The 16,837-nt window shown below is 65.2% G+C and carries 16 protein-coding genes; 11 read left to right on the top strand and 5 right to left on the bottom strand.

From position 1 onward, the window contains the following. Window positions 1-8: 8 nt before the first annotated feature. Window positions 9-1,265, bottom strand: a complete 1,257-nt coding sequence (locus PSV05_RS00185) for an MFS transporter (RefSeq protein ID WP_300059730.1) — start codon at window positions 1,263-1,265, stop codon at window positions 9-11. 196 nt (window positions 1,266-1,461) lie between these two features. On the opposite strand from PSV05_RS00185, the gene PSV05_RS00180 reads away from it, so the two are divergent. From PSV05_RS00180 to PSV05_RS00130, 11 genes are read left to right on the top strand one after another with little or no spacing between them, the layout of a single operon-like run. Further along, window positions 1,462-2,679, top strand: a complete 1,218-nt coding sequence (locus tag PSV05_RS00180; protein WP_300059727.1) for a CoA transferase — start codon at window positions 1,462-1,464, stop codon at window positions 2,677-2,679. Next, the gene (locus tag PSV05_RS00175; protein ID WP_300059724.1) at window positions 2,676-3,842 is read left to right on the top strand and encodes an acyl-CoA dehydrogenase family protein; all 1,167 of its coding nucleotides are present in this window, start codon (window positions 2,676-2,678) and stop codon (window positions 3,840-3,842) included. The genes PSV05_RS00180 and PSV05_RS00175 overlap by 4 nt, the downstream gene beginning before the upstream one ends. A gap of 4 nt (window positions 3,843-3,846) precedes the next feature. Beyond that, window positions 3,847-5,019, top strand: a complete 1,173-nt coding sequence (locus PSV05_RS00170) for a CaiB/BaiF CoA-transferase family protein (RefSeq protein WP_300059722.1) — start codon at window positions 3,847-3,849, stop codon at window positions 5,017-5,019. Window positions 5,020-5,029: 10 nt separating this feature from the next. After that, window positions 5,030-5,488, top strand: coding sequence for a MaoC family dehydratase (locus PSV05_RS00165; RefSeq protein ID WP_096697583.1), 459 nt, complete (start codon window positions 5,030-5,032; stop codon window positions 5,486-5,488). After that, a complete protein-coding gene (locus tag PSV05_RS00160) occupies window positions 5,485-6,276 on the top strand; it encodes an enoyl-CoA hydratase-related protein (RefSeq protein WP_205853051.1) in 792 nt (263 codons plus the stop codon). The genes PSV05_RS00165 and PSV05_RS00160 overlap by 4 nt, the downstream gene beginning before the upstream one ends. A 9-nt stretch (window positions 6,277-6,285) precedes the next feature. Further along, entirely contained in the window at window positions 6,286-6,849 is a 564-nt protein-coding gene (locus tag PSV05_RS00155; RefSeq protein ID WP_300059714.1) for a TRAP transporter small permease, read from the top strand. Next, complete coding sequence (locus PSV05_RS00150; RefSeq protein ID WP_300059711.1) at window positions 6,846-8,135, top strand: TRAP transporter large permease; 1,290 nt, start codon at window positions 6,846-6,848, stop codon at window positions 8,133-8,135. The genes PSV05_RS00155 and PSV05_RS00150 overlap by 4 nt, the downstream gene beginning before the upstream one ends. Window positions 8,136-8,179: 44 nt before the next feature. Further along, window positions 8,180-9,202 (top strand): TRAP transporter substrate-binding protein DctP, encoded by a 1,023-nt coding sequence (gene dctP / locus PSV05_RS00145; protein WP_300059708.1) that lies wholly within the window; start codon window positions 8,180-8,182, stop codon window positions 9,200-9,202. Between the two features lie 3 nt (window positions 9,203-9,205). Continuing rightward, a complete protein-coding gene (locus tag PSV05_RS00140) occupies window positions 9,206-10,357 on the top strand; it encodes an acyl-CoA dehydrogenase family protein (RefSeq protein WP_300059705.1) in 1,152 nt (383 codons plus the stop codon). Next, complete coding sequence (locus PSV05_RS00135; protein ID WP_300059702.1) at window positions 10,354-11,370, top strand: acyl-CoA dehydrogenase family protein; 1,017 nt, start codon at window positions 10,354-10,356, stop codon at window positions 11,368-11,370. The genes PSV05_RS00140 and PSV05_RS00135 overlap by 4 nt, the downstream gene beginning before the upstream one ends. Next, the gene (locus PSV05_RS00130; RefSeq protein ID WP_300059699.1) at window positions 11,367-12,158 is read left to right on the top strand and encodes a crotonase/enoyl-CoA hydratase family protein; all 792 of its coding nucleotides are present in this window, start codon (window positions 11,367-11,369) and stop codon (window positions 12,156-12,158) included. Before PSV05_RS00135 ends, PSV05_RS00130 begins: the two co-directional genes overlap by 4 nt. 188 nt (window positions 12,159-12,346) lie before the next feature. On the opposite strand, the gene PSV05_RS00125 is transcribed toward PSV05_RS00130, so the two are convergent. The 4 genes from PSV05_RS00125 to PSV05_RS00110 are packed head-to-tail and all read right to left on the bottom strand — an operon-like array spanning window position 12,347 to window position 16,773. Beyond that, window positions 12,347-13,615, bottom strand: coding sequence for an acetyl-CoA hydrolase/transferase C-terminal domain-containing protein (locus PSV05_RS00125; RefSeq protein WP_300059696.1), 1,269 nt, complete (start codon window positions 13,613-13,615; stop codon window positions 12,347-12,349). After that, window positions 13,612-14,526 carry a CoA ester lyase gene (locus PSV05_RS00120; protein WP_300059693.1) on the bottom strand — a complete coding sequence of 305 codons (915 nt, stop codon included), beginning with the start codon at window positions 14,524-14,526 and terminating at the stop codon, window positions 13,612-13,614. Before PSV05_RS00120 ends, PSV05_RS00125 begins: the two co-directional genes overlap by 4 nt. Beyond that, entirely contained in the window at window positions 14,510-15,622 is a 1,113-nt protein-coding gene (locus tag PSV05_RS00115) for a nitronate monooxygenase (protein ID WP_300059690.1), read from the bottom strand. Before PSV05_RS00115 ends, PSV05_RS00120 begins: the two co-directional genes overlap by 17 nt. After that, window positions 15,619-16,773: an NUDIX domain-containing protein gene (locus tag PSV05_RS00110; RefSeq protein WP_300059687.1), complete on the bottom strand. Its 1,155-nt coding sequence runs from the start codon at window positions 16,771-16,773 to the stop codon at window positions 15,619-15,621. Before PSV05_RS00110 ends, PSV05_RS00115 begins: the two co-directional genes overlap by 4 nt. Window positions 16,774-16,837: the final 64 nt, after the last annotated feature.

Raw genomic sequence — 16,837 nt, 5'->3', positions numbered from 1 at the left:
AGGGTGGATTAATCGGCGGCCCGATTATGCCGCAGCAGGTCGGACGTCCAGAACGGCGCGGCCGCAATGGCCAGGCACCCGAGTGACAGCATGAACGCCAGGCTATAACTGCCTGTTGCGTCGTACAGCACGCCGGAGAGCAGGGCGCCGATGCCCGAGCCGATCGCCATGCACGCGTAGATCACGCCGTAAATCGCCGCTTGGCCGGGGCCCGCGAAGAGCCGCGAGCTCAGGCTGGCGATAAGTGGCCCCCGGACACCCTGGAAGAGCCCAAACAACAGGACGTAGCACGCGAGGAGCACGGTGCTGGGCCCGAACGAGAGGCTGTAAAGCATGGCGACTCCCGAGGCCGTGCCGATGAAACTCGCGGTGGCCGACAGCTTGTAGCCGAAGCGGTCGGCGATCCAGCCGGCGCTGGACACCCCGACCACGGATAGCATGCCCGCGGCCCCGAAGGCGCTCGCGGCCTTCAGTGGCGGGAAGCCCACATCGACAAGATAGGCAACCGATTGGACGATCACGAGGTACATGCCCACGGCGGTGAAGAACATGGTTTGCACCATCAGCCAGAAGCGCCGCTGCCCCAATGCCGAGCGCAACCCCGCGGACGCGCTCTTCGCGCCGGCCGCCCCGCGAGCCAGTCTGGGCGACAGCGGATCGGTGCGCCCCACTAGGATCGACCGCCAAGGGATGAACTGCGAGAGGACCAGCACGACCAGCAAGGCTTCGCCGGCCCACCGGTAGGTGGCGCGCCAGCCCGAGGCATCGATCAACGCCTGCGTGAGAGGCACCATCACGAGCGAGCCGCAACCGAATCCCGCGTAAGCAATGCCCGTGGCTGCGCCGAACCGGTGCGAGAACCACCGGCTCAGCAGGGCGGTGGCGGGCACCATGCCGATCGCGCCCGCACCCAGGCCGCCGAGTAATCCCACGTACAAGTAGAAGTGCCAAATTTTCGTTGCGAATGCCGCGAGGAAGTAGCCGCACGCCAACACGGCGATGCCCACTGAATAAAGCTTGCGCGGACCCCAGCGCTCGATCAGAAGCCCAGCCAGGGGCGAACTCAAGCCGCTGATGACCATCAGGGTTGAATAAACGCCCGTCATCTGCGACCGTTGCCAGCCGAATTCGGCCTGCAGCGGCAGCAGGAACACCATGAACGTATCGCCTATGCCGCGGGCCAGAAAATTGAAAAGGAAGCAGAGCCCCAGCACCAAGGCCGGCAGACGAGCGCTAGCCGCAGGATTGCCTTCATTCTTGTACATGAAAGGTAATGTACAGGTATCTGAATTTGAATTCTAGTCATAACGTCGTAGTCGCGAAATATCTGGTTTTTTCACTAGAAAGTTCTCCGTCGATCGGTAAAAACCCTATTAATAATCTGTCCACTCTCAGGAACAATGATGACAGCCCGCTGAACTTAACTTTCACTCAACCACGAGAACGACCCCAATGGGACCCTTGGACGGCATTCGCATCATCGACATGACGTCGGTCCTCATGGGTCCGTTCGCCACCCAGGCGCTCGGCGACATGGGTGGAGACGTTATAAAGGTCGAGGCGCCACAAGGGGACGTCGTGCGTCAGATCGGGCCTGCTCGCCATGACGACATGGGGCCCATCTTCCTTAACACCAACCGCAACAAGCGATCGCTCTCGCTGGACCTGAAGCGTCCCGAAGGCATCGCGGTGCTTCATCGACTCATCGCCGAAGCGGACGTGCTGGTCTACAACGTGCGCCCGCAAGCGATGGCGCGTCTCGGCCTGGATTACGAGGCCGTGGAAAAGATCAATCCGCGCATCGTCTACGCCGGCCTCTTCGGCTTCGGCCAGGATGGCCCCTATGCCGCGCGGCCCGCCTACGACGACCTGATACAGGGTGCGTCCACGCTCTCGTACCTGATTGCCCGCGCCAGCGACGGCACGCCCCGCTATGTGCCCACGGCGATGGCGGATCGCATCGTTGGCATCACGGCGGTGGGCGGCATCCTTGCCAGCCTGATCGCGCGGGGCCGCACCGGCCGTGGACAGCGCGTGGACATCCCGATGTTCGAGACCATGGTGGGCTTCGTGCTCGGCGACCACCTCGGCGGCCTGACGTACGAGCCTCCGCTCGACGGTGGTGGCTACGCGCGGCAGCTTTCGCCGTACCGGCGTCCTTACCGTACGAAGGACGGCTACATCTGCGCCCTTGTCTACAACGACAAGCAGTGGGAAGGTTTTCTGCGCGCCATCGGCCGCGAGTCCCTGCAAAAGGAAGACGCGCGCTTTGCCACGTTCGCGAACCGTTCGCGCAACATCGACTTCGTCTACGAGCGGCTCTCGGACATCTTCGGGGAGCGCACGACGGCCGAATGGATGCGCGTGCTGGAAGAGGCCGACATCCCGATGATGCCGATGCACGACTTCGAGAGCGTGCTCGAGGATCCGCACCTCACCGCCACCCGGTTTTTTACTACGGTGGAGCACCCCACCGAGGGCACCATCCGCTCGATGCGCGCCCCTGTCAGCTTCTTCGGCACGCCGACCGGCCCCATCAAGCATGCGCCCAGCCAGGGTGAGCACAGCGTGGAGATTCTGCGCCAGGCCGGCTACAGCGCCGAGGAAATTGATTCGTTTCTCGCCAGCGGCGCCGTGCAGGCCCCGCCGGCTCCCTCTTCCAAGGAAAACACAGCGTGAATTTCGAACTGAGCGAACAACAGGAAAGCATCCGTGAGGCCATCGCGCGCATCTGCGCGCAATTCGATGACCAGTACTGGTTTGACCGCGACCATGACGGGCGCTTCCCCGAAGAGCTCTACCGGGCGCTGGCCGACGATGGCTGGCTGGGCATGTGCATCGGTGAGGAATACGGCGGGGCCGGGCTGGGCGTGACCGAGGCGGCCATCATGATGCAAGCCATCACCCAGTCGGGCGGCGGCATGTCGGCCGCGTCGTCCGTGCACATCAACCTGTTCGGTCTGAACCCGGTGGCCGTCTTCGGCAACGAGGAACAGCGGCGCCGCATGCTGCCGCCGGTGGCGCGGGGCGAGGCCAAGAGTTGCTTCGGCGTGACCGAGCCGAACACGGGCCTGAACACGACGCAACTGAAACTGCGCGCGGTCAAGAAGGGCGACCGCTATGTCGTCAACGGTCAGAAGGTCTGGATCTCGACCGCCAAGGTGGCCGACAACATTCTGCTGTTGGCACGCACCACGCCGCTGGAAGGGGTCAAGAAGCCCACGCACGGCCTGAGCCTCTTCTACACGCCGTTCGACCGCAGCCGGGTCACGGTGCACGAGATCGAGAAGATGGGACGCAAGTGCGTCGATTCCAACGAACTTTTCTTCGAGGACTTCGAAATCCCTGCGGAGAACCTGATCGGCGAGGAAGGTCGTGGGTTCGAATACATCCTGCATGGCATGAACCCGGAGCGCGTGCTGATCGCGGCCGAGGCCGTGGGGCTGGGCCGTGTGGCTCTGCAGCGCGCCACGGCCTACGCCAAGGATCGCAACGTCTTCAACCGCCCCATTGGCATGAACCAGGGCATCCAGCACCCGCTCGCGCAGAACTGGATGGAACTGGAGGCGGCCAACCTCATGGTGATGAGGGCGGCGTGGGAGTACGACAGCGGCAAGGACTGCGGCGCGAGCGCCAATGCGGCGAAGTTCCTGGCGGGCGAGGCGGGCTTCAATGCCTGCCAGCAGGCAGTGATGACGCACGGTGGCTTCGGCTATGCGAAGGAATACCACGTCGAGCGCTACCTGCGCGAATCGCTGATCCCGCGTATCGCGCCGATCAGCCCGCAGCTGGTGCTTTGTTACATCGCCGAGCGGGTGCTCGGCTTGCCGAAGTCGTACTGACCCCATGGCAGCCGGCACGCACGACCTTGCGCGAAGCGGCCCCTTGGCAGGGCTGCGCGTCGTCGAGTTCGCGGGCATCGGCCCGGCGCCGTTCTGCGGCATGCTGCTGGCCGACCTGGGGGCGCAGGTGCTGCGCCTGGACCGCACCGAGCCCAGCAGCCTGGGTATTCCGCGCCCTCCGCAGTTCGACCTGCTGCAACGCGGCAAGCGGTCCATGCGCGTCGACTTGAAGGGCGGGGCTGGCCTGGCTCTGGCTCGCAGCATTGTGGCGCGGGCGGATGCGCTCATTGAAGGATTCCGTCCCCGGACGATGGAGCGCCTCGGCCTCGGCCCTGATGTGTGCCTGGCCGACAATCCGAAACTCATCTACGGCCGCATGACCGGCTTCGGCCAAGAAGGCCCGCTCGCGCACGCCGCGGGCCACGATCTCAACTACCTGGCGCTCACCGGCGCGCTGCATGCGATCGGCCGTGAAGGCGGCCCGCCGACGCCGCCGTTGAATCTGGTCGCCGACTACGGGGGTGGCGGCCTGATGCTGGCCTTCGGCATGGTGAGCGCGGTGCTCCATGCCCGCGCCACTGGGCAAGGGCAGGTAGTCGACGCGGCGATGGTTGATGGTGTGGGTGCGCTGATGACGCCGTTGCACGGGCTCATCGCCGCCGGGCTTCAAAAGGGCCCGCGCGGCACCAATCTGCTGGACTCTGGCGCGCCCTTTTACGATGTATATCGCTGTGCCGACGGTGAGTACGTCAGCCTGGCGCCGATCGAGGCGAAGTTCCAGCAGGTGTTTCGAAAAAAGCTCGCTGAGGCCGGCATCGACGCGCTGGACCTGACCGCTTTCGACGATCGGGCGAACTGGCCGCACTTGCGTGGGCGCCTGACGGCGATCTTCGAAACACGAACCCGCGCGCAGTGGTGCGAAATTCTCGAAGGCAGCGACAGCTGCTTCGCGCCCGTGCTCTCGCCGACCGAAGCGCCACGACATCCGCACAGCGCCGCGCGCCGCAATTTCATCGAGATCGCGGGCGTCGTCCAGCCGGCGCCGGCACCACGTTTCAGCGCCACCGTCCCCGACCTGCCCGAGCCGCCTGGGCAAGACGGTGGTGAGGAATGGGCAGCGGCCTGGGGCGTCCCGGGGGGCGAACTTACGGGCTGCGGGTATGACCTGAGGACATAGGAGGGACAACATGGCAGGATTGCATTTCGAGGAATTTTTTGAGGGCCAAGAATTCATGCACGACTGGTCGCGCACCGTCACGGAAATGGACAACACGCTGTTCAGCCTCCTGACGATGAATCCGCAGCCGCTGCACCTGGACGCCCATTTTTCCGCCGGCACCGAATGGGGCCAGCGCCTTTTCAACAGCCTGTACACATTGGGTATCCTGGTTGGCATGACGGTGAACGACACGACCATGGGCACGACGGTAGCCAACCTGGGCATGACCGACGTGCGTTTTCCCAAGCCCGTGTTCCATGGCGATACGCTCAAGGCCCGCACCCGCGTGGTGTCGGTGCGTGCCAGCAAGTCGCGCCCCGACACCGGTCTGGTCGAGTTCGAGCACACGGGTCTGAACCAGCGCGGCGAGATCGTGGCTGTCTGCCGGCGCACGGCCATGATGCGGCGCAAGGTAGTGACTGCATGAACGCGCCCGGAAGCATAGAAGCGATCAATCCGAGCCTGCTTTACGAGCAGCACGGGTCCGTGGTCGTGATCCGGATCAACCGGCCCGACCAGCGCAACGCGATCAGCGGCGAAGTGCGCTCCGGCCTCTTCACTGCATTCGAGCGCTTCGAGCAGGACGACTCGGCGCTGGTCGCCATCCTCACCGCAACCGGGGACCAGGCCTTTTGCGCCGGCATGGACTTGAAGGAGGCCGCCGAATCGGGTCTGGCGGTGCCGCCGCCGGGTTTCCTGCCGATCATAGGTGACAGCATACGGGTGACCAAGCCCACCATCGCCGCCGTGAACGGGCTGGCCTTCGCGGGCGGCTGGCTGCTGGCCCAGATGTGCGACCTGTGCATCGCCGCCGACCACGCGACTTTCGGCATCACCGAGGCGCGGGTGGGACGCGGCATGCCCTGGGCAGCGCCGCTCATGAGCATGGTGCAGCAGCGGGCCGTGATGGAATTGCTGCTGACGGCCGAGCCGATTACTGCGCAGCGTGCGTACGAGATCGGGTTCGTGAATCACGTGGTGCCGGGGCTACAAGTCCTGCCGCGCGCCATGGCGATGGCCGCAAGAATCGCCGCCAACGCGCCGCTGACGGTGCGGGCCGCCCGCGAACTCGTCTACCTGTCTAACGAGATGGGGCGCTCCGCCGCGCAGCGTGCGGCGACGCACCTTTTTGAGAAGGTTTACCTGAGCGAGGACGCCCAGGAGGGTCCTCGCGCATTCCGAGAAAAAAGAACACCCGCCTGGAAAGGGCGTTGAGAAAGACGAATGACAAAACCAACTGCTTACCAAACGATCCGCGGCGTCGTCGATGCAATCGACAACGTCGTGATGTTCGTCGGCTGCGCGATGCTCTTCGCGCTGATGTTCATCGTCGTGGCGGACGTGTCCCTGCGCTACCTCTTCAACGCGCCGCTCCAGTGGGCGTATGAAGTGGTGTCGAGCTACCTCATGCCCGGCCTCTTCTTCTTCGCCGTGTCGCACACGCTGAAGGCCCATGCCCACGTCTCTGTCGACATCGTCCACAACTACATCAGCCCCCGTGCGCGGTATGTCTTCGAGGCGATCGCCACGCTCGTGTCGATCCCCGCGTTCGCGATCTGCACCTGGGTCTCGGCGCGCAACACGATGGCCGACCTCGCGACGGCCGCCGAGTCAACCAGCGGCCTGGCGGTCCCGACCTGGACGATCAGCATCATGCTGCCGATCGGGTTCGGCCTGCTCACGATCCGCTTGATCCTCAACGCCATCGGCTACCTGGGCACGCTCGCGAGCGGTCGCGAGCTGCTGGCGCTGCCACCCATCGCCGGCACCGAGGAGACGGCGCAATGATCGCCGCCGGTATCACCCTCCTGCTGTTCGTGCTGCTGGCGCTCGGGACGCCGGTCGCATTCTCGCTGGCGATCGCGGGCAGCCTGGGCCTGTTCATGATCGGCGGGCTCGACGTGCTGGCTGGCGTCATCACGACGACCCCCTTGTCCACCGCGGGCAGCTACGAACTGATCTCCGTCCCCATGTTCATCCTGATGGCGGAGTTCGTCATCCTGAGCGGCGTCGCGGACGGGCTCTTCACGGCGGCCAAGACCTGGGTGGGCCGCGTGCCGGGCGGCCTCGGCATGGCTACCGCGCTTGCAGGAGCCGGGTTCGGCGCGATTTCGGGCTCGAGCACGGCATCAGCGGCGACGCTCTCGTCGACCACGATGCCGGCGATGCTCAAGCAAGGCTACGACCCCAGGCTCGCGGGCGGCGTGGTCGCGATTTCGGGAACGCTGGCGATGCTCATTCCACCCAGCATCGCCCTGGTGCTGTACGGCATCATTGCCGACGTCAACATCGGCCAGCTCCTCATCGGCGGCGTGATTCCTGGCATCCTCGTGACGCTCACGATCATGGCCACCGTCTATGTGCTGGTCCTCATCGACCCGTCCGCGGCGCCCCGCGGTCAGGCCTACACGATGAAGGAAAAGATACTGTCGCTGAAGGTCGTCGGCCCGATGCTGCTGCTCTTCATGGCCGTCACCGGCGTCATCTACAGCGGCATCGCCACGCCGACCGAGGCCTCGGGCATCGGCGCCTTCGGGGCCTTCCTTCTGGCGATCAAGGCGGGGACGGTTAACCGCAAGAGCCTGGTCAAGGCCCTCACGCACGCGGCACACGCCAGCTGCATGATCATCATGATCATCGTCTGCGCCAAGATCTTCGGCTACTTCCTGACGATGACCCAGAGCACGCAGATGATCGTGACCTGGGTCGGATCGCTTGGCGTTTCACCCTGGGTCGTGCTGGTGATCATCCTGTTCGGCTACCTCGTGCTGGGCTGCCTGATGGACCAAGTCGCGATCCTGATCCTGACGGTGCCTGTCGTGCTGCCGCTGATCAAGGCGCTGGGCTTCGATCCCGTCTGGTTTGGCGTAATCATCATTGTCGTTGCCGAGGTCGGGCTCGTCACGCCACCCGTGGGGCTGAACGTTTTCGTCGTCGCCCGCTACGCGAAGCGACCGTTGCAGGAAATTTTCGCTGGTGTTTGGCCGCACGTCTTCAGCCACCTGATGCTGCTGGCAGTGCTGGTCGCGTTCCCTTCCATCATCCTCTGGCTGCCAAAGCAGATGGCGCCTTGAAGCCGGATCTCCATCTCTCCTTACCCAAAACGAAAGGTTACATCATGTCCAAGCTAATTCACAACGCGCCCCTGGCTCTCGCCGCCGCAGTGCTCCTGGCCGCCGGTGGGGCCAACGCCCAGACCGTCAAGATCAAGATTGCCGACTCTTTCCCGGTCGGTCACTATCTGCCAAAGTACTTCACGATGCCGATGATTGAGCGGCTGAAGGCCAACCCGGCCGCCAAGGGCTACGAGTTCGAGTACTATCCGGCCGAACAGCTGGGCAAGGCCAAGGACCTGCTGGCGCTGACACAGTCGGGCGTGGTCGACATCGCCTATGTCGCCCCGGGCTTCGTGTCGGACAAGATGCCTCTGTCCGTCGTGGCCGAACTGCCCCTGGAGTTCACCGGCTCATGCATGGCAACCATGGCGTACTGGAACCTGGCGAAGCCGGGCGGCACGCTGTCCAAGAAGGAGTTCGAGCCGAACGGCGTGCGCCTGTTGTTCACGATCGTACTGCCACCGTACCAAGTGGTCACGCGCAAGCCGTTCGCGACGCTCAAGGAAGTGGAGGGCATGAAGATTCGCGCTTCGGGCTCAGCCAAGGAACTGCTGCTCAAGAAGATGAAGGCCGTGCCGGTGCTGATGCCCACGCCCGAGGTGTATGAGTCGCTCTCGCGCGGCACCATCGACGGCGTCCTGTTTCCGTTCAACAGCCTGCCGCCCTATGACATCCACAAGCTGTCGAAGGCCGGCACGATCGGCGAGAACTTCGGAACCTTCGTGGCCAACTGGGTCATCAGCGAGAAGCGCTTCCAGTCGCTGCCGCCGGCCGTCCAGCAGGAACTCACCACGATGGGCGAACAGTTCACCAAGAGCGTCTGCCTGCAGGTGGAAAAGGACGAAGCGGGCGACATCGAGAAGGTGAAGGCAGCCGGCGTGAAGCTCACGCCGCTGCCCGCCGCCGACAAGGCGACGCTGTCGACGCTCTCGCTGGAAGTGGCCAAGGACTGGGCCGACACGCTCGACAAGCGCGGCAAGTCGGGCACCGAGATCCTCAATGCCTTCCGCGCCGGCCTGAAGTAAGGCGTGATCGAGACCTTGTCCCTGCAGCCCTTGCCGCTGCAGGCGGAAGCCCTCCGCGCCGAAGTCCGCAACTTTCTCGACGAGAAGCTGCGCGGCGTGCCGCCCGAGCGGCGGGCGCGCTCCTGGCTCGGCTTCGACGCGGACTTCAGCCGTGCCCTGGGCGAGCGCGGCTGGATCGGCATGGCCTTGCCGCAGGAATACGGCGGCGGCGGGCGCGATGCGTTCGCGCGGTTCGTGCTCGTCGAGGAGCTGCTAGCGCAAGGTGCGCCTGTTTCGGCCCACTGGATCGCGGAGCGCCAGAGCGCCCCGATGCTGCTGCGCTTCGGCACTGAGGCTCAGAAGCGCTTCTTCGTGCCGCGCGTCTGCAAAGGCGAGCTCTTCTTCTGCATCGGCATGAGCGAGCCGCAGTCCGGTTCGGACCTGGCTAGCGTTGGGACGAGGGCGACGCCGACGCAGGACGGCTGGCGCCTGAAGGGCCAGAAGATCTGGACGACCAACGCCGACCACTCGCACTGGATGATCGCACTCGTGCGGACCTCGGGCACGCCCGCGGACCGGCAGGTCGGCTTGTCGCAGCTGCTGGTCGACATGAAGGCGCCAGGTGTCACGGTTCGCCCGATCCAGGACCTCACCGGCGACCGCCACTTCAGCGAGGTGTTCTTCGACGATGTGGAGTTGCCGCACGAGGCCCTGATCGGCGATGAAGGCTCCGGCTGGAAGCAGGTCAATGCCGAACTGGCGCTCGAGCGCAGCGGCCCGGAGCGTCTCTACTCCAGCATGGTGCTGCTCGACACCTGGATCGATCACCTGCGCCAGATGCAGGCCCCGGACGAGCAGGCGTTGGCCTTGGCCGGCCGCATGGTCGGCCACCTGGCGTCGCTGCGCTCCATGTCCGTGGCAGTGACCGCGCGGATCGGTGCGGGGGGCAGCCCGATGACCGAGGCCTCCTTGGTGAAGGACTTGGGCACCGAGCTCGAGCAGTACATCCCGATCGCGATTGCCGATGCGATCGCCAGCGACACGCGCCACGTGGCTTCGCCGGCGCTGATGCGCACGCTTGCCTACGTGACACAGTTCGCACCGACTTTTTCACTGCGCGGCGGCACCCGCGAAGTCTTGCGCGGGCTGATTGCACGCGGCTTGGGGTTGCGATGAACGATCTGACAGCGCCTTTCGAGCGTCTTCTTGCCGATGTATTCCCCTTGACGACAGTACGCGCCATCGAGGCCGGCAGGAACGCGGACGCATCGTGGGAGAGGCTCGAGGACTCGGGCTTTCTCGATGCCATGGTGCCTGAGACGGCAGGCGGCGCGGGACTCTCGCTGGCCCAGGCCTTTGAGCTGCTCGTGGCGGCGGGCGCTTCGGTGTTGCCCGTGCCTGTGGCTGCGACGATGCTTGTGCGGGCCTTGCTCGCGCAGGTGGGCGCCAGCGCGCCGGCAGGGCCAATCACGATTGCGGCGCGTGTCGAATCCCTTGCGCAAGACGGTGTGCATGCCCATCAGGTGCCCTGCGGGATGACGACGCAATGGGTTGCGCTGTCGCAAGGTGCTGGCTGGCTGTTATTGCCGGTGGCTGCGGCCCGGCGCGAGCCGAGCGGTATCCACGGCAGCCTGCGTGCGGATTTTCACTGGGACGCGTTGCCCGCCGAAACCATCCGCGCCGACTCCAGCGTCGACTGGATGGCGGCAGGGGCGGCGATTACGGCAGCACAGCTCGCCGGTGCGATGGAACGCGTGCTGGCGATGACTGTCGCATTCGCGAACGACCGGGTGCAGTTCGGCAAGCCGATCGGCAGATTTCAGGCGATCCAGCACCAGCTCGCCGTCCTGGCTGAGAACGTGGCGGCGACCCGGATGGCAGCGCAGATCGGCTGTACTTCCGAAGGCTGCCTGCCCGAGCCCCTGCGCGCCGCGACAGGAAAGGCCCGGGCGAGCGAGGCCGCGGCTCTGGCAGCGCCGATGGCGCATGCGATCCATGGCGCCATCGGCGTTACCTCCGAACTCGACCTGCAACTCTTCACCCGGCGCATCCACGAGTGGCGCGCCGACTTCGGTTCCGAGCGGCACTGGAACCTCGAACTTGGACGTGCCTTTATTGCCGACTGCCGTGGCGCGCTGGAATTCATGCGCGCCAGCATCATTCCCGCCAACGAGGAGATCTTCGTGTGACTGCCTTCCTTCTTTACGAACAATCGGGTCCCGTCGTCACCTTGACGATGAACTCACCGCAAACGCGCAACGCACTTACCGGCAACAACGCTCCCCAGGAGTTCTTCGAGGCTTGCGAGCGCATCGCCAGGGATGCTTCGGTGCGCGTCGTCATCCTGACGGCCACAGGCACGGTGTTCTCGTCGGGCGGTAACCTCAAGCACATGCAGGAGCTGTTCGATGCGTCGCCCGCGGCGCTGAGAACGTGGTACCGCGAGGGTATCCAGCGCGTGGCCACCGCTCTCTACAACCTGGACGTGCCGACCATCGCCGCAGTGAACGGCCCAGCGATCGGCGCCGGCTGCGACCTCACCTGCATGTGCGACATCCGCATCGCCTCTGAGGCGGCGTCCTTTTCGGAAAGCTTTGTGAAAGTGGGTCTCATCCCCGGAGACGGGGGTGCATGGTTGCTGCCACGTGTTGTCGGAATGTCGAAGGCAGCGGAGATGACCTTCACCGGCGATGCGGTCAGCGCGGCGGAAGCGCTCGCATGCGGGCTAGTGTCGCTAGTTGTTCCGGCGGACCGGCTGATGGACGAGGCGCGCTCGCTGGCCAACCGCATCGCCGCGAACCCGGGCGGCGCGCTGCGGCTGAGCAAGCGGCTGTTGCGCGAGGGCCAGCACATGCGGCTGGAAAGCCTGTTGGAAATGTCGGCGGGCTTCCAGGCACTAGCGCACAAGACACCGCAGCACGTCGAAGCCGTGAACGCCTTCGTTGAAAAGCGCAAACCGGTGTTTGGCGACGACTAGTGAGGCAACTCGAAAGTAGTGAAACAAGAACAAAGCGATGGCTTCGTGCGCAGGGCAAGACCAAGCCGCAGCGAAGGCCGGGCGCCTTGACAAGGGTGGCAATGCGGCCATGGGCCTGAAGACGCGTTTTGATGTTTCGCTATTGTCGGGGTGTCGTACCAAGCCTGTCCGCAGTTCCTGGTCGGCCGTCAGGTACCGTACAGCTCGCGCGCTTCTCGGGCCAGCGCCTCGCGGTGGTCGGGTGCGGCCAGATCGATCATCGCGCGGACCCGCTGTTGCAGGTCCAGGCCGCGCAACCGCACGGCGCCGTTCTCGGTGGCGATGATGTCTACATCCGCGCGCGCCGTCGTGACCGGGCCGCCCAGCCTGGCAACGATGCGCGGCACCGTGCCGCCCTTGGCGGCGCTCGGGAAGGCAATGATCGACGCGCCGCCCGGTGACTGGCCAGCGGCCCGCACGTAGTCGACCTGCCCGCCGACCGCGCCCACATAGTCGCCGCCAGCCAGTTCGGCGTTCACCTGGCCCGTCAGGTCCACCTCGACGGCGGAGTTGACGGAAATGAAGCGCGAGAGCTGCGACAGCACGGCCGCGCCATGCGTATAGGGAATGGGCTTGAGGCGCAGCGCCGGGTTGCGGTGCGCGAAGCGATAGAGCTTGTCGCGCGTTCCGAAGAGGACGCCGCTCACCGTGAGCCCGCGGTCGATCTCCTTGTATGCGTTGGTGACGACGCCGGATTCCATCAGGTCCACGACCGAGTCGCCCACCATGCCGGAATGGATGCCCAGGTCCTTGCGGCTGGACAGCATCGCGATGATGGCCTCGGGGATGGCGCCGATCCCCACCTGCAGCGTCGCCCGGTCGGGAATGAAACGGTCCACGTGGACGGCGATCTGCCGCTCGAGGTCGCCAACGGCGGCCGACGGCAGCTCCATGAGCGGGCGGTCCGTCTCGACCAGCACGTCGATGTCGGCTTCGGTCAGGGCGCCGTCGCAGAGCGACTGCGGCACCTGCCGGTTCATTTCGGCGATGACGATCCTGGCCTTGTCCACGGCGATGCGCGTGTAGTCCGCCGCCAGGCCGAGGCTGTACCGGCCGTTCTCGTCAGGCGGGCTGACTTGCACGAACGCCACGTCACAGCCGATTGCGCCGCTTTCGATGAACGCGGGGATCTGCGAGACATGCGCCGGGATGACGCGCATCCGGCCGGCCTTGATCAGGCGGCGGTTGGTGCCGACACCGCCGATGCCGCGCAGGCCGAGGCCGTCCACCGCATCGGGCTGGAAGGTCCCGGAAAACATGGCGCAGAGGAAGGTGTTCACGCCACCGAGTTCGGCGCGTTGTTCGACGAGCTTTTCGGTAAGCGTCTGCGGCTCGGCCGTTCCTTGCGCAACGAGGATGTGATCGCCCTTGCGGATCCACTCGCGCAGGTCGAGGTCGGAGGGGGCGATGCGGATCATTTCGTCCCCCGCGCGGCCAGCGCCTCGGCGAACCCGACCATACGCTGTGCGCGCTTCAGGAGCGGACCGTCGACCATCTTGCCTTCGAAATCGATGGTGCCGATGCCGCGGGCCATCGCTTCCTCGTAGCGTGCGATGAGGCGGCGCGCGTGGTCGAGTTCTGCGTCGCTGGGACGGAACACCCGGTTAGCCACCTCGAGCTGGCGCGGCAGCAGGCAGATCTTGCCGTCGTAGCCCATGTCGCGGCCCGTGGTGGCGTCGCGCTCGAAATGGTTGTCGTCGCGGATCTCCAGCACTGCCTGGTCAAGCGCCAAAATGCGGGCTGCCTTTGCGTGCAACAGCACGCGAGAGCGCGCATAGGCCACTTCCGCCGAATCGGCAGTGCGGCGGGCGCCGAGGTCGCTCGCCAGGTCTTCCGCGCCGAAGTAGACGGCGGCGATGGCCGGATGCGCGGCGCATAGCGCCGCCGAATTGGTCACGCCGGTGATCGACTCGATGCCACCCACGATGAAGCGCGGCGCCGCGCGCGGCGCATCGCGATCGAGGCGACGCATGAGGTGCAGCGCCGGATAGAGCTGCTCGACCTGTTCCAGCTTGGGAATGACGATCCCATCGACATCGGCGCGCAGTGCGGCGTCCAGGTCCTCAAGGTACTGGTCCGATTCGGGCTCGTTCACCCGCACGGTCAGTAGGCCGCCCACCGACTGCTTGCGAGCTGCCGCCACCATTGCGGCCAGCCCAGCGCGCGCGGGTTCCTTCTCGGCCAGCGGCGTGCCGTCTTCCAGATCCACGACGTAGCAGTCGGCCGGAAATCGCGGAAACTTGGCAACGAGGTCGGCCCGGTTTGCGGGCGCGAAGAAGAGGCTTCGGATCATCATCATGTGTTTTCGACTTTCAATCGAGCAGGCCATCCAGCCGCTCCTTGGATTCGGACAATTCGAGCAGCATGTCGTGGATGACATTGCGCACGGACGTTTCTTCGGTCATGTCGCCTACGATCTGGCCGACAGGATAGGTGAGGAATTCCTTTGCTCGCACACGCTCGACGCGCGTGCGGCCCTGGCCCCACCACAGCAGGGCCTGCAGAGGCGCTGGCAGCGTTTTGGGCGCGCCGGGCTGTTCCCACGCGTCAGTGAAGCTGCTGCGCAGGGTGCGGCAGGGTTTGCCAGTGACGGTGCGGGTGAGAACAGCATCCTCGGATCCAGCTTCGAACATCTTTTGCTTGATCTCGGGCGTCACTTCGCTCTCGCGCGTCTTGAGCCAGACCGAGCCGCACCACACGCCCTCGCAGCCGAGCGCCAGTGCGGCCGCCATCTGACGGCCCCGGCCGACGCCGCCAGCACCGAGCACGGGCATCGGCGCCACCGCATCGACAACTCGCGGCCACAGCACCATCGAGGTGGTGCTGCCTGTATGCCCGCCGGCCTCGGTGCCGACGGCGATAACGAAATCGCAGCCCGCTTCCTTGTGGCGCAGCGCGTGCTTGGGGGCGCCAGCCATCGCCGCGATCTTCACGCCCTTCGCGTGGGCCCGCTCGACAAGCTCCTTCGAGGGCGAGCCAAGCGCGTTGACGATTAGCTTAATCGGGTGCCGGAAAGCGACGTCGAGCATCTTCGCGCTCTCGGCGGGCGTGAATGTGAACTCGCCTACCATCGCCTTCATGATGCGGTCGGCATCGGCGGTCGGCAGAGGCGGGATTCCGGCTTCGTCGAGCATTTTGCGCACGAAATCGCGGTGTTCCTGCGGAAACAGGCGCTCGGGATCGAACTTGCGGTCACCGAAGTCCTCGTAGCTTGCAGGGTTCAGGATGTCGACGCCGTAGGGTTTGCCGCCGATGTGCTCGTCGATCCATGTCAGCTCCTCATGAACACGCTCGGCACTCATGCGCGCCATGCCGAGGACACCCAGGCCACCGGCACGGGACACTTCGACCACAACGTCGCGACAGTGGGAAAATGCGAAGATCGGTACTTCGATGCCGAACATCTCGCAGAGGCGGTTTTTCATGGCTTGTTTCCTGGGGAGGAAGCGGTGAGGAGCCGCAGGAAGCCGCGCCGCGGTGCGATGACTAGCGCGGCGCCGGTGAGTCGCTGCAGCTGTTCAGCGGCTGCAATTTGATCCTCATCATCGCAAATGACGGTGGTCAGGCGTCCTGCCAGTGCGGCGATGACGGCGTCGAGGTGGGCCCGGGCTGCGCTTGCCGGCGCGACGACCACGCACTCTTCGGTGCCGACGATATAGGTGTTCGCGCCGTTCGTGGCCATCACGCGCCACAGCGTCGACGAAAGCCGGACCGGAACGTTGGCGCGCGGCTCGCACCAGGCGGTGCCTTTGCCCTCGGGATCGATCAGACCGATTTCCTCCCAAGGCGCCTCATGCGGCAGGACGGGACGCTGGCCGGACTCCCCAGTGGCAAGGCGCGGCAGCACGCGCATAACTTCGCGTGATGACCCCCCCCATTCGACGAGGGCTGCCGTGTCCGCGAAACGCGTAAGCAGTTCCAGCACGGCGCGCGTCGGTGTCATCAGGCGCCGGGTGTTTTCAGGTGCGAGGGCAGCCGAAGGACGGATCCAGATGTGGTCCAGCGTTTCCACCTGGTCGTGTGCGCTCTCCTGTCCCTGCGGCACGATGGCCACGAAGAAGCGGGTGTCGAAGCGCTTCGTGCGCCCCACCGGGGTTAGCCAGTGCGCGACATAAAAAAGCTGGTCCGCAGCGAGGCGCAGCTGCAGCTCGCGGCAGGCTTCTGCCATCGAGGCGGTGCCGGATTGAAGCGCTGGACGCAGATCGAGTAGGCGCGCCCCGGCGTCACTCCTCAGGTGAACGCCTTGGCCTATGCCGTCTGTGGCGAAGAGCAGACCCGCTTCCTCCAGGCATTCGCGGATCGCGGCCACGTAGAACGCGAGCCCGCCTTGTTCCACAGCGAGAGTGGCGTTTGCCTGTTCGTCCGACAGGCCGCTAACAGGTACATCGGCGTCCGCTGCATCGACCAGCCCGCCGGGGAACACCCAGGCGCCGCTGTTATGGTCGCCGCGATCTGCGCGCTGAAGGAGCAGCGTTTCGAGGCCGGAGGGGCCGTCACGAGTCACAGCGACGGTGGCTGCATTGCGGGGTATGGTTTTGTCCATAGTGATGAACAAATAATGCTTGCCCGTGATCAAAAAGTCAATTCAGGGTTTCTCCCCATCCTGACTTTGAAGGGAGGTGAGAGGTAAAATTACCAGA

This window comes from Thermomonas sp., assembly GCF_029945965.1.
GTDB lineage: Bacteria > Pseudomonadota > Gammaproteobacteria > Xanthomonadales > Xanthomonadaceae > Thermomonas.
Note: the sequence above shows the minus strand (reverse complement) of the source record. Positions and strands in the feature narration are given on the sequence as shown.

Excerpts from the sequence above, each read along its gene's own strand:
- PSV05_RS00185 (WP_300059730.1), bottom strand. The coding sequence starts at position 1,265 with ATGTACAAGAATGAAGGCAATCCTGCGGCTAGCGCTCGTCTGCCGGCC.
- PSV05_RS00170 (WP_300059722.1), top strand. The coding sequence starts at position 3,847 with ATGGCAGCCGGCACGCACGACCTTGCGCGAAGCGGCCCCTTGGCAGGG.
- PSV05_RS00165 (WP_096697583.1), top strand. The coding sequence starts at position 5,030 with ATGGCAGGATTGCATTTCGAGGAATTTTTTGAGGGCCAAGAATTCATG.
- PSV05_RS00160 (WP_205853051.1), top strand. The coding sequence starts at position 5,485 with ATGAACGCGCCCGGAAGCATAGAAGCGATCAATCCGAGCCTGCTTTAC.
- PSV05_RS00155 (WP_300059714.1), top strand. The coding sequence starts at position 6,286 with ATGACAAAACCAACTGCTTACCAAACGATCCGCGGCGTCGTCGATGCA.
- PSV05_RS00150 (WP_300059711.1), top strand. The coding sequence starts at position 6,846 with ATGATCGCCGCCGGTATCACCCTCCTGCTGTTCGTGCTGCTGGCGCTC.
- dctP (WP_300059708.1), top strand. The coding sequence starts at position 8,180 with ATGTCCAAGCTAATTCACAACGCGCCCCTGGCTCTCGCCGCCGCAGTG.
- PSV05_RS00135 (WP_300059702.1), top strand. The coding sequence starts at position 10,354 with ATGAACGATCTGACAGCGCCTTTCGAGCGTCTTCTTGCCGATGTATTC.
- PSV05_RS00125 (WP_300059696.1), bottom strand. The coding sequence starts at position 13,615 with ATGATCCGCATCGCCCCCTCCGACCTCGACCTGCGCGAGTGGATCCGC.
- PSV05_RS00120 (WP_300059693.1), bottom strand. The coding sequence starts at position 14,526 with ATGGCCTGCTCGATTGAAAGTCGAAAACACATGATGATGATCCGAAGC.
- PSV05_RS00115 (WP_300059690.1), bottom strand. The coding sequence starts at position 15,622 with ATGAAAAACCGCCTCTGCGAGATGTTCGGCATCGAAGTACCGATCTTC.